The sequence below is a fragment of the Pontibacter sp. H249 genome (assembly GCF_037892465.1).
Taxonomy (GTDB): domain Bacteria; phylum Bacteroidota; class Bacteroidia; order Cytophagales; family Hymenobacteraceae; genus Pontibacter.
Map to the genome: position 1 here is coordinate 241,656 of NZ_JBBKTR010000004.1, position 12,217 is coordinate 253,872.

12 protein-coding genes are annotated in these 12,217 nt (G+C 45.8%); 6 read left to right on the top strand and 6 right to left on the bottom strand.

Annotation, left to right across the window (positions count from 1 at the left end; genetic code table 11):
- Positions 1 to 21: 21 nt before the first annotated feature.
- Positions 22 to 393: a SpoIIAA family protein gene (locus tag WG943_RS07975; RefSeq protein ID WP_340408020.1), complete on the bottom strand. Its 372-nt coding sequence runs from the start codon at positions 391 to 393 to the stop codon at positions 22 to 24.
- Positions 394 to 425: 32 nt separating this feature from the next.
- The gene (locus tag WG943_RS07980) at positions 426 to 1,610 is read right to left on the bottom strand and encodes a serine hydrolase domain-containing protein (RefSeq protein ID WP_340408022.1); all 1,185 of its coding nucleotides are present in this window, start codon (positions 1,608 to 1,610) and stop codon (positions 426 to 428) included.
- A gap of 484 nt (positions 1,611 to 2,094) precedes the next feature.
- Here WG943_RS07980 and WG943_RS07985 point away from each other — a divergent pair, with 484 nt between their 5' ends.
- The 3 genes from WG943_RS07985 to WG943_RS07995 are packed head-to-tail and all read left to right on the top strand — an operon-like array spanning position 2,095 to position 4,551.
- Positions 2,095 to 2,835: a phospholipase D family protein gene (locus tag WG943_RS07985; protein ID WP_340408023.1), complete on the top strand. Its 741-nt coding sequence runs from the start codon at positions 2,095 to 2,097 to the stop codon at positions 2,833 to 2,835.
- Positions 2,836 to 2,884: 49 nt separating this feature from the next.
- Positions 2,885 to 3,661 (top strand): HNH endonuclease, encoded by a 777-nt coding sequence (locus tag WG943_RS07990; RefSeq protein WP_340408024.1) that lies wholly within the window; start codon positions 2,885 to 2,887, stop codon positions 3,659 to 3,661.
- Positions 3,661 to 4,551 (top strand): phosphorothioated DNA-binding restriction endonuclease, encoded by an 891-nt coding sequence (locus WG943_RS07995; RefSeq protein ID WP_340408026.1) that lies wholly within the window; start codon positions 3,661 to 3,663, stop codon positions 4,549 to 4,551. Before WG943_RS07990 ends, WG943_RS07995 begins: the two co-directional genes overlap by 1 nt.
- A 335-nt stretch (positions 4,552 to 4,886) precedes the next feature.
- Here the strand turns inward: WG943_RS07995 and ypfJ are convergent, their stop codons facing one another.
- Positions 4,887 to 5,789 carry a KPN_02809 family neutral zinc metallopeptidase gene (gene ypfJ / locus WG943_RS08000; RefSeq protein ID WP_340408028.1) on the bottom strand — a complete coding sequence of 301 codons (903 nt, stop codon included), beginning with the start codon at positions 5,787 to 5,789 and terminating at the stop codon, positions 4,887 to 4,889.
- 157 nt (positions 5,790 to 5,946) lie between these two features.
- Here ypfJ and WG943_RS08005 point away from each other — a divergent pair, with 157 nt between their 5' ends.
- Both WG943_RS08005 and WG943_RS08010 read left to right on the top strand, forming a co-directional pair.
- Positions 5,947 to 8,232 (top strand): FUSC family protein, encoded by a 2,286-nt coding sequence (locus WG943_RS08005; protein ID WP_340408029.1) that lies wholly within the window; start codon positions 5,947 to 5,949, stop codon positions 8,230 to 8,232.
- 102 nt (positions 8,233 to 8,334) lie between these two features.
- Positions 8,335 to 8,733 carry an NUDIX hydrolase gene (locus WG943_RS08010; RefSeq protein ID WP_340408031.1) on the top strand — a complete coding sequence of 133 codons (399 nt, stop codon included), beginning with the start codon at positions 8,335 to 8,337 and terminating at the stop codon, positions 8,731 to 8,733.
- 85 nt (positions 8,734 to 8,818) lie between these two features.
- On the opposite strand, the gene WG943_RS08015 is transcribed toward WG943_RS08010, so the two are convergent.
- On the bottom strand, positions 8,819 to 9,316 hold the full coding sequence (locus WG943_RS08015; RefSeq protein ID WP_340408033.1) for a cupin domain-containing protein: 498 nt from the start codon (positions 9,314 to 9,316) through the stop codon (positions 8,819 to 8,821).
- Positions 9,317 to 9,728: 412 nt separating this feature from the next.
- Between WG943_RS08015 and WG943_RS08020 the strand changes: the two genes are divergently transcribed.
- Positions 9,729 to 10,034, top strand: coding sequence for a hypothetical protein (locus tag WG943_RS08020; protein WP_340408034.1), 306 nt, complete (start codon positions 9,729 to 9,731; stop codon positions 10,032 to 10,034).
- A 156-nt stretch (positions 10,035 to 10,190) separates the two neighbouring features.
- On the opposite strand, the gene WG943_RS08025 is transcribed toward WG943_RS08020, so the two are convergent.
- Together WG943_RS08025 and WG943_RS08030 are read right to left on the bottom strand one after the other, a co-directional pair.
- Positions 10,191 to 10,751: a fasciclin domain-containing protein gene (locus WG943_RS08025; protein WP_340408035.1), complete on the bottom strand. Its 561-nt coding sequence runs from the start codon at positions 10,749 to 10,751 to the stop codon at positions 10,191 to 10,193.
- Positions 10,752 to 11,305: 554 nt separating this feature from the next.
- The gene (locus tag WG943_RS08030; RefSeq protein ID WP_340408037.1) at positions 11,306 to 12,202 is read right to left on the bottom strand and encodes an aldo/keto reductase; all 897 of its coding nucleotides are present in this window, start codon (positions 12,200 to 12,202) and stop codon (positions 11,306 to 11,308) included.
- Positions 12,203 to 12,217: the final 15 nt, after the last annotated feature.

A 12,217-nucleotide genomic window follows, 5' to 3' on the forward strand; every position in this document is an offset into this window, starting at 1 on the left:
CTTTGATACCTGGTTTATACTTTAGCTGGAAACCCATGTACGGGCCTCTTCCAGCTCTTCGAAAGCAAAAGACCTCTGATCGATAGCAGGTATCAGGGTAAACACACCTGTTGCCAGGTGCTGCAGCCAGTTTTTGTCTGTGACGAGTGCCATTTTGTTTACCTTTTGCAGCACCTCCCCGAAGTTGGAAAGTATAAAGCGCAGCCGCTCTTGTATAGCTGCTGGCTCCACATCGGCAGTCGCCGCCATTTCTACATAAAGATTAAAAGGTCCATCCGACGCAAGCTCTGATTTTATCACTTCCTGCGATGCTTTCATATCTTCTACGTCCACCTCGCCCTCAACCCTGAAAGCCAGTACATGCATGTGCCCGATGTCGATTCTCTGTATCATGGCAATTTATCTAAACGTTCCCATTTTTATACTTACCTGGAGGCTTTATGGTCGTAAGGAATGTAATTTTCCCAGTACCAGGGCGTGTAGGTATCGCCAATGGTGGTCTCGAGGAGGTACTTGAATATGCTTTCGGCATTGTCGGAGTTACTCATAAGTATAACCCCAATGCCTTTTTCGGGGAAGATGATCGTGTAATGCTGGAAGCCATCGCCGTGGCCTTCTTTAAATGCTCCTGTGCCGTGCGGCGACTGCAGCAGTCCCCAGCCCAGGCCGTAGCTTAGGGCAATAGCATCGTTGGCGGTGGTGTCGCGGTGGCTCAGGGGGCCGAACTGCTTTACAGACCTGATCCTGATCTGCGGCGAGAACATCTGGCTGGTAGTGGCCGGCTTCAGGAGTTTGTGCTGCAGCACTGCCTGGGTAAACAAAGTATAATCGTCGAGGGAGGTTTCGAGGGTGCTGGCCGAGCGGGCTTCGTTGTCTTTGTCTTTCGGGTAAAGCTCGCCGGTGGTTTTGTGGCCCAGGGCATAATCCTTTTCAAAACGCGGCTGCCAGGTATACGACGACTGCTTCATGCCAGCTGGCGCAAACACTTTTTCCTGCATCAGCTGCTCCAGCGTTTTGCCCGTTAGTTTCTCGAGTACTACCTGCAGGTATACCAGCCCTTCGCCGGAGTAGCTATACTTTGTGCCCGGTTTATACTTTACACGCAGTTTCTGGTCAGGCTCTACCCAGCGCCAGTTCGGAAAGCCGGAAGTATGGGCCAGGGCCATTCGGGCTGTTATCTGGCTGTACAGGCTATCATTTTCGAGGTCGCTGTAGTTGTCGTGCCATTTGGTTTGGGGCACATATTCGTAAATAGGTTTTGGCAGGTAACGCTGCAAAGGCTTATCCAGGTTAAGCACTCCTTCTTCTACCAACTTCATGATCAGCACCGCAAACACTGCCTTACTCAGCGAAGCGCCATACAGATTGGTGCTGGCTTTAAGCGGCTCCTTCGTTTGATAGTTCTTATAGCCAAAGGTCTTTTTATAAACAGGCTGGTTCTTGTTGAAGATGGTAACCGCCAAGCCGTGAACCTGTGCTTGCTGCATCAACTGATTTATCTTTTGGTCCAGGGCTGCAGCGGTTGTTTTGCAGCTGTCGAGCTTGGTGATAGTTTGGCCCTGGGTTATGAGGGGGAGGATAGTGATAAAGAGGATGTAGAGGTTTTTCATAGAAGTATGGGCTAAGTCAGAAAGTATATATGAACTTACGATTTATACTTATATAACCCAAAGTATTATAGGGGGTTACGGCAAATTATGCAGCGTTTATACCAAATTAAACAGAATTAATATTTTTACATAAACGTCGTAGCTCTCTCCTCCGGCTCCGGATGGATGATCTGGTCGATATTGTAAAATATGCTGTGCAAGGTATGAGCTTTAAATGATAGGGAAGTTAGGGGTATTTTGGAGGGGTGCAAGGTGGGATAAATAGTTCGCATCAAGGTGATTATAAATTAGACTTGGATGTCTACATCTTTAAACCTAAAATGTATATGATAACCATTATCATTTTAGTACACAATTAGCAGGCTTCTGCACTCTTATTAATGAGTGCTCTATTTAAAGAAAATAGATGGTTTTACTATATTGTTGATCTTGAATATCAAGTCATTTTAAATTTTTTGATCAAAATACATATAGTAAAGTAGTTATGCCAAAATTTCTTAATACTAGAAGAGCTGTATCTGAATTAGAAGACTTAATAAGGAATGCTAATGAGAAACTAATTCTAGTATCACCATATTTAAAGCTTTCTAAGGACTTTAAAGAGCTTCTTCAATATCGAAATAGTAAAGACAAAATCACAACAATAATATTCGGAAAGCAAGAGCTTAATCCTGATGAAATGAAATTCTTGCAGGGCCTTAGATTTGTTATATTAAAGTTCTATGATGATTTACATGCAAAATGCTACCTAAATGACGAAATAATGATTATTACCTCATTGAATTTATATGAGTTTTCAATGGCAAACAACAAGGAGATGGGCGTGCTGATTAAAAAAGATGATCAGGCAGATGCGACTCTTTACGAAGAAGCATTAAGAGAGGTAGAGTACATAAATCAGAATAGTAAAAAATTTGAGGTAGGTGGTAGTAAAAGCTCATTCTCAAAATCTGTTTTTTCTAAGACACCTGAGAATATTGAAAATAATAAGCTCAACACTTCTAACAGGACGACAGGCTATTGCATTAGAACAAGAGTTGAAATTCCATTTAATCCAGAACGACCACTAAGTTATGAAGCTTATCAGATATGGAATCAATTTGGTGATATAGACTATCCAGAAAGATTCTGTCATTATTCAGGTGAGTCCTCAAAGGGGGAAACGAGTGTTAGAAGGCCTATACTTTATAAGAATTGGCATAAATCAATGGGTTTATCTTTGTAATCTAACAAGTATTGATAAACACTTCATTGCTCATTTTCCAGTACAACTTATGAAACAAGGCCAAAGCTTATGGACTAAAGACGAATTGATTTTAGCAATCAATCTTTACTGTAAACTACCGTTTGGAAAACTACATCGAGGTAACCCTGATGTAATCCATTTAGCTAACCTCATTGGAAGAACACCAAGCTCTGTTGCATACAAACTCGTAAACTTTGCCAGCCTTGACCCCAGCCTACAAGCACGAGGAATAAAAGGAGCACAAAATGCAAGTAAACTTGATAAGGAAGTATGGAATGAGTTCAATCAAAACTGGAGAGAACTTCCTTATGAAAGCGAAAGGCTTAGAGCACGATTCGAATCTTCTACAGTCGAAGTATTAAATTATATCGAAGAGGCTGATCTTCCTAAAGAAGGAAAGGTAAGAGAGCAAACTGTCAAGGTAAGAGTGAATCAGAACTTTTTTAGGCATACAGTTCTTGCCGCTTATAACTCTACCTGCTGCATTACCGGTTTACAAACCTCATCCTTGCTAATTGCTGGTCACATTGTACCTTGGAGTATTGATGAAGGCAATCGTCTAAACCCACATAACGGATTAGCAATAAATGCTTTGTATGATAAAGCTTTTGAGGCTGGTCTTATAACAATTACTCCCGATTACAAAATCAAAGTCTCTTCAACTTTAAGGGATCAGAAGAAACAAGAAGGAGCCATGCAAGAATATTTCATGAAATTTGACAATAAAGAAATAATTTTACCTTCAAGATTTTTACCTGCTAGAGAATTTTTAGAATATCATAACAAGGAAAGATTCATTTCTTAATGACAAATCTCGACCTCCTCACCCAATTCCAGAACATAAACACCTGGAAAAGCAAAGGCACTCGTGCACCGCACAAGCCTTTGCTTATGCTGCTGGCTTTAGGAGAAATTCAGAGAGGAAACACTGGTTTTATACCCTATACAGAGATAGAACCTAAGTTAAAGGACTTATTGATTGATTTTGGCCCTAGAAGAGATAGGGTACATGCTCATTTCCCTTTCACTAGGCTTGCTAATGATAAACTGTGGCAATTTAATAAGCCAGAATTAATTGATACGAAAGTTAATGCAAAGCCTAAATTTCTTCTATCTAACGATATTCAAGGTAAATTCCCTGATGAAGTAACACAGCAGCTAAAGCAAAACCCTGAGCTGTTAAGAAATGTGGCAGAAACCATACTTGAGCATAACTTCCCGGATACGCTGCACCAGGACATACTGGATGCTGTTGGCCTGGATCTAACGCTGACGCCATCAAAACGCATTATTAAACCAACCCGCAAACGCGACCCGCTCTTCCGGGAAAGTATACTTAAAGCTTACGAGTACCAATGTGCTGTGTGTGGTTTTAGTGTACGTCTGCGGCACCAGCTGTTGGCACTTGAAGCAGCGCATATTATGTGGCATCAGGCTGGAGGACCGGATATAGAAGTTAACGGTTTAGCTCTTTGTGCTACGCACCATAAGCTTTTTGATATGGGGGCCTTTACAGTTACAGAAGAAATGAGGATGCTGGTGTCTGATGAAGTAAACGGAGTTGGCGCTCAAGAGTGGTTAAAGCAGCATCATGGCAAATCTATTAACCCACCACAAAAGAAAGCTTTCTACCCCAACCCCGAGTATACGACCTGGCATGTAAACGAGGTGTTTAAAGGCGGCTACAGAAGTTAACCACAACCCCTATGGCTCATAACTTGCAGATCATGCTCCGAGCATAGCGTAGAACACCCATCGTAGGGATAGGTCGCGACCTGTCCACAGAAAAGCTCAGGCTATAAAACATAAAGTATAAATGCAGGTAAGCTTACCTATCGCACATCCTGTTCATCCTGAGGGTAGGGGCCCTCGTTAAAAATCCTGGAAATCCAGATTCTGACAGTTAACCGGTGCACGATTCAGACAGGTCGCGACCTGCCCCTACGAACATGACTGAATTGAGCGTTATATAAAAAGCCTTTTCCTATCCGAAGAGGCTTTGTGTTTTGCTACTGGTATATACTATTACTCTACAACTCCACCGCGTTAAACGTATCCCCCTGGTTCACATCGCCTGTCTCGAAGCCTTTTCTAAACCAGCGAACCCTTTGGGCAGAGGTGCCGTGTGTGAAAGAGTCTGGTACCACTCTTCCGGTGGCGCGCTTTTGAAGCCGGTCGTCGCCGATGGCGCTTGCTGCATTCAGGGCTTCTTCCAGGTCGCCGGGTTCCATAAACCCTGTTGCTTTTTGCGTATGGTGCGCCCACACACCGGCATAGAAATCTGCTTGTAGCTCTACTCTTACCATTAGCTTGTTAAATTCCGTTTCGGATAGTTTGCCTCGCATGGCGTTTACCTGGTCCATAGTACCGGTAAGCTTCTGAACATGGTGCCCCACTTCGTGCCCAACCACATAGGCTTGCGCAAAGTCACCGTCAGCACCCAGTTTGCGCTCCATCTCTCCGAAAAAGCTAAGATCGATGTACAGTTTTTCATCGCCTGGACAGTAAAACGGCCCTGTGGCTGAAGAAGCTGTACCACAAGCTGAATTTACTTGTCCTGAAAAGAAAACCAAGGTTGGCTCTCTGTATCCTTGTATCATCTCGTTCCATACATCTTCGGTATCTGCCAGTACAACTTTCGTCTGTTCGGCCAGTTCCTGTTCCTGCGGGCTTGGTTGATAATCAGTTGTCTGTGCGTACTGTGGTTCCCCGCCTACAAACCGTTGCAGGAGCTCGATGGGGTTGGTTCCGGTTAAAAACATCAGTACCACCAATACCGCTACAATAATCAGCCCTACTTTCGAGAAAAGGAGCCGGAATAAGGGTACAAGCAGCATGGGACTAATGCCTCTGCCACCGCCTCCAAAACCGCCTGCTGATTGTCCTCTACGATCTTCTATATTGCTGCTTTTTCTTCTGCCTTGCCATTTCATGATATTCTATTTTGAATAATGTGAGTCTGATTCTTTTTCGTCTTGCAACGGAAGAGTTTATACTTCTTTCCGAAAAGTTTAACGGCAGGCAGCTTCACTTGGATGCCTGCACCTATCTAGGCATGCTCCTTTCCATACCCAAACAAATTAATTTACCTTGATCAGGATAGTTCTTGCTCCGGATGCTGCTTCGTGCCGCTACTTCCCGTACATTAGCGGTATGCTTCAAGAGCTGAGACAATTTATCAAGAGTACCGATTTTGTAAAGGCACTGGTGATTACATTTGGTGCCGCTGTGCCTGTTTCACTGGGGTTATGGCTCGGGCAGGTGCCTTACTTCCTGAGTGCAGCCATGGGAGTTATACTGGCATCTGGTAGCGACGTGCCGGGCAGCCGACGGCATAAAACCATAGGCATACTTGTTTCGGCCGCCATTGCCATGCTGGCCAGTATGGCTATTGGCCTGGCTTCGGGCAGTCTGTACCTGCTGCTGCCTGTACTAGCAGTGCTGGTGTTTGGGATCTCCTTTGTTTCCGTGTATGGCTTCCGGGCTTCGCTGGTATCTTTTGCCGGACTAATGGCGATTGTGCTAAGCTTCGTACACCCGCACACCGGAGCCGACATCTTTATACATGGCTTACTGATTGGGGCTGGTGGCCTGTGGGCGCTGCTGCTGTCGGTTATTTTCCATTCGCTGCTGCAAAGGCGGCAAGCAGAGAACCTCATCATCGACTGTCTGCGGCAGACGGCCCGTTACATACAGCTGCGCGGCAAGCTGGCTACGGAAAGCCAGGACCAGGAGGCTCTGCAGAAAGAACTCTACAATCTGCAGGTAAAGCTAAACGAGATACACGAGGCCTTGCGCGAGGTACTCTTAAGTGAAAGGCAAAGAACCGGCACTTCCAACTACCACCGTAAGCAGCTCCTGATCTTTATCGAGCTGATCGACATACTGGAATTGTCGCTTGCCAACCCGGCTAACTATGAACGGGCAAGAGAGCTCTTTGGTCACTCCGTCAGGGTATTATTGCCATTCATTAAGCTTGTTTTTGAATTATCGGATAAGCTGGAGAACATAGCCGACAGCATGCAACTGGGGCGTGGCCTGCCAGCAGGAAAAGACCTGGAGCCCCTGCTGGAAAAGTGCAACCAAAGCATCAGGCAGTATGTGGAAGAACTGAAACTGCCCCAGGCCAGGGAGGGTGCGCTGCTGCTCCATAACCTGCAGGATTACGAGGAAAAGCTGCTGCAAAAAATCACCTCTATAGAGCGGGTATACCAGGACCTGGAGGGGCAGCAAAGTATAGGCCTGCAAAGCAGGGAGCGCAGGCAGTTTATCACCCAGCAGGATTATGATGTGCGGATCTTACGGGAGAATTTCTCGCCACAATCACCTATATTCAAACATGCGGCCCGGCTTACGATTGCCATGCTGCTGGGCTACCTCCTGGGCATCATTTTCCCGATTCAGAACGCCTACTGGATACTGCTCACGATTGTGGTGATTATGCGGCCCGGCTATACCCTTACCAAAGAAAGGTCGAAGCACAGGCTTTACGGTACCCTATCTGGTGCAGTTATAGCGGGCCTGGTGGTGCTCCTGGTGCAGAACACTTACCTGTATGGCGTGCTGGCCCTGGTATCGCTGGTACTCTCCTTTGCCTTTATCCAGAAAAACTACCGCACCTCCTCTATTTTCGTTACCACCGGTATCATTTTCATCTATGCCCTCATCACACCGGATGCTTTCGATGCGATCCAGTTCAGGGTGATCGATACCCTGACAGGGGCTGCGATTGCCATGGGGGCTATCTCCTTTTTATGGCCGTCGTGGGAGGCATTAAGTATAAAAAGCAATATTGTGAAGGCTCTAAACGCCAACCGCAACTACCTGGCCGAGATTTCAAAGTATAACCAGCACAAAACACAGAATACTACGGCCTACAAGCTAGCCCGAAAAGAAGCGTTCCTGCAGATGGGCAACCTGAATGCTGCCTTCCAGCGGATGAGCCAAGAGCCAAAGTCCGCACAGCAACACCTGATGGAAGTTTACGAGATCGTTGGCCTGAACCATACTTTCCTGGCTGCTGCAGCTGCACTCGGTACCTTTATCCGGGACAATAATGCAGAGGCCGACTCTGCCCACTTTAACCTGATCATCAAATCGATAGACGCTAACCTGGCACAGGCCCTGCAAGCACTACAACAGGAGACACAGACAGAAGAAGTGGCAAAGGAAGAACTGGCAGAGGCTTACGGGCAGCTGGAGGGACGGTATAACGCCCTTGTTGCGGTACGCACCCGCCAGCTGGCAGGTGCAACCTATAAGCCCATCGAGCCCGGCTTTCTTAAAAACCTGAAGGAGGCACGGCTTATTTCCGATCAGTTAAAATGGCTGCACACCATTGCCGCTAACCTGAAGCAGGCGGTGGAAGAACTGTAATAGTTTAGCCAGCCTGGCGGCCACGGAAAAGCTGCATAATAAAAACGTTTACCACAACCTCATCTACTTTCACTAATTTTACTCAGCTATGCTTACCAATACATGAAGATCATCGACAAATTAGCCTGGATCGAAATAAAGGATGGCAAAATCCTAAGCACCCGCAGCAAAGGCAGGACCAAGTACTACATACCAGGAGGAAAGCGTGAAGCAGGCGAAACTGATTTCCAGGCGCTGTTCCGCGAGATACAGGAAGAGCTAAGTATAAACTTGATAGAAGGCAGTGTGAAGTTTACCGGCATTTTCCAGGCCCAGGCCGATAGCCATGCAGCAGGCGTGCAGGTAAAAATGACCTGCTACTCCGGAGCCTATACCGGCACCATACTTCCCGCCAGCGAAATAGAGGAAGTAGTCTGGCTGAGCTACAAAGACAAGCACTTAACCTCCCCTGTCGATCACCTTATTTTTGACTGGCTGCACGAGCAACATCTGCTGCAGTAAAGCTTATTAGGGCAAAGATAAAACCCCTGCCTACGACACAGCAGCCAACCTGAAATTTATACTTTAGCCTGGAGAGCAACTAGTATTAGCTCTGCTTTTCCAGCGTCGGGAAGGTTAGGCCGAAGCGTTTACATAGATCGGGCACACTGCCAAAATCCATGTCGAGGTTGTACTTCTTGTTTATCTCTGCAAAGCGGTTCATGTCTCCCCAGGCTGCTGCCACCTCCCGGAAGAAGTTCTCGAAACCAGCCGGCGAAATTATTTCTATAATCTGGCATGGTGCATCGCCTGCATTCCAGAAAGTATGCCACTGGCCGCGCGGCTTAAACACCCAGGTGCCCGGCTCTGCTATCACCACCTCATCGCCGAGCAGTGCCCCCAGTTTACCCTCAATCACATAAGAATACTCGTCCTCGTTGTGGTGGTAATGCAATGGAGCAGCCAGTGCGCGTGGAGCCAGCGGATGATGCACCACCGAAAAGCGCTCACCTGTAGCTGGCCCTTCTATTTTCCATTGCACCCCAAATCCACCAAAATCAAATTTATCGCCTTCTTCGGCTTTAATTGCTATACTTTTCTTCATGGGTATGACGTAAGGTTTTTAGCTGAATTTATACTTTACATGCTCATGTATTCTGGCACGTGTAACAATAAAAAGTGTTTGATCACTCTTAACAGTCTTAAAAGTATGGCGTTATTTCTACCATCGTGATAGACCTAAACTACTTCGGGATTACTAATAAAAGTATACGTGCAAGCTTGTGCTTGTTTCTAGGATACAGGAGGTTATTTTAGCCACAAGAGTTCTTAAACGAAGGGTTGTAAAAATTACGGCTGATGCGCTGGAGCAGTGATAGGTATGGATATAAAAGTATGCATGAAGTATAAAGTAAGGCTGATTTATACTTCACAGAGGCTCCTAAAATTAAAATGCAGTTACAGGTATCTGTGGTTTATACTTTATAACTTGCAGTTTATACTTTAGAGGCACAATTATGAGCAGACTCCCCCACTACACCACCATCGCCAGCAATGTGTTTAATGCTTACCTGGACAGTGAGATAAACCTGGATGAGTTTTTACAGAAGCTTCGGGAAATAGAAATGCAGGTAAACCACGATGAGGAGGAGGAAACTTACAAAGTGTTGTGGTTCCGCTTTTTTGAGGGCGATCCGCTGCAGACTACCATCCAAGACATAGAAAAAGACTTAACCGATCCCTCCCACCCGAACAGTCGCATTCTGCTGCAGGGCATACTAATGGGCCTGCAGGCCGGTGAGTTGGAGGTAAACTGCTCTTAGTACCTGTAAACCTGCGATCAAAATTAAGGACTGATTTAGCTGCAGAAAAAGTAGGTAAAGGCAAATACAAGTGAGGCAAGAAAGGCTGTTGACCGAAAAGAAAAAGCCAGCCAGTTTATACAAACTGGCTGGCTTTTGTATCTAGTTTAAAGTTTACTACATGCCGCCGGCAGGAAGTATAACCTTGTCTACAATATGTACTACTCCATTAGAGGCCTCTACGTTTGGCATGGTCACGGTTGCATCGTTAATCATTACCTGGTCTCCCTGCATTTTCACGTTCAGGTCTTTACCGTTTAAGGTTTTTACCATCATACCGTCCGATAGGTCAGCTGCCATCACGTTTCCTTCTGTTACGTGGTAGGTCAGGATGTCCACCAGCTTTTGCTTGTTCTCCGGCTTCAGCAGGTCATCCAGTGTTCCTGCCGGCAGTGCTGCAAAAGCTTCGTCGGTGGGTGCAAAAACAGTATAAGGCCCCTCACCTTGTAAAGTATTAGCCAAGTCTGCTGCCTGCACCGCCTTTACCAGCGTAGACAGCGAAGGCGTGTTCGAGGCCAGTGCTACGATGTTCGGCTTCTCCATTTCCATGGCGTTTTCATCCGTAGCCATGGTTTCGGTTTCCGCTGTTGTTACTTCTGTACTTTCGGTGGTTTGGTCGTTGCCTCCGCAACCTGCCATCAGGAGTGCCGCAAAGAAAAAAATGCTTACTTGTTTCATGTTTTATTGGGTTAGGTTTAAATTGATTATCAGAACACTAACTACTTAAGCTATGGAATGTTCAAATGAGGCAGCTAAGTTTTTGGAGAAGCAGGCTTGGCAGACTAAATTCTTACGGATGGAAAAGAGACAAGTATGATACAAGAATCTAAAATTCCCGTATCTTTAGCTAAACCATAATTTTGAAAACCATGGCAAAGTCACAAGACGCTAAAAAGGACGTAAAGAAGAAGCCGGCTAAAACCGATAAGGAAAAAAAAGCCGCTAAGCTCGAAAAGAAAAAGAATAGCTACGATTAAGCAATAGAAACGGCGCTGCACAAAAACGTTGCACCGTATAGCCTTACATGCGTTAATAAAAGCAGCAAGCCATACCGGTTGCTGCTTTTTGTTTTAAATCGCCTACCTGTTCTATTTGATGTTGGTTAACCCTTAATAACAAACCACCTTCACAAATAAATGCCTGCCTTGCTCAGTTTTTTAGGACTGAGATAGTGTTACAAAATGGGCTAACAAGCTTATTACTAATAGTAAATTTTGCTTTGCCATTAGCTACTAGCGATGCTGCTCATACTTATTGGCGGCCAACGCTGCTTGTAGCTGCATTATCTCATCATTGTGTAGCGGGGCGGCTTTGGAGAGCTGTAGCGCATCTTCTAGCTGGCTGCCAGTGCGTATACCAAGCACGGCAGAGGTAACTGCAGGGTGCTGAAGTATAAATTGTACTGCAGTTTCGGAAACTGTGCGTGTTGTACCAGCTACTTGCCTTACTGCATTAGCTGCCTGCTGCACCTCTTCCAATGTATAGTTTAAGTATGGTTTAGGAGCTTTACCTGCCAGTAAACCCTGTGCCAGGCTGCCGCGTGCCAGCACTCCAAGATTGTGTTCCTGCAGCTGCTGCAACACCTCCTCTTCCGGCCGTCGGTCTAGTAGGCTGTATTGCAACATTACGCTCGTGATGTTGGAGCGACTTATATACTCCCTGATAACGTTGGGCCTGATAGAAGAGATGCCGTAATACCGGACCTTTCCCTGTTGTTTCAGTTGCTCAAACGCTTCTATGGTTTCATCTATTGGATCTTCGATGGTGCCTCCGTGCAACTGGTACAGGTCTATGTAATCTGTCTGCAGCCGCCGCAGGCTCTCCTCTACCGCACTTACAATATATGCTTTAGTGGGATTCCAGTCCCAGCCGCTGCCATCGGGGCGCCACTGGTTGCCTACTTTTGTAGCAATAACAACCTGATCGCGTATGCCGCTGAAGGCTTTGCCTACTATAGCCTCGTTTTCACCTTTATCATATAAATCAGCTGTGTCGAAGAAATTGATGCCCTTATCCAACGCCTGGTGCAGCAACCTTATACTTTTATCTTTTTCGCCTTGTAACGACATACAGCCAAAGCTTATCTGGCTAATCTCTAATTCAGAATTACCTAATCTTTTATACTTCATGCTTGATCATGCTAA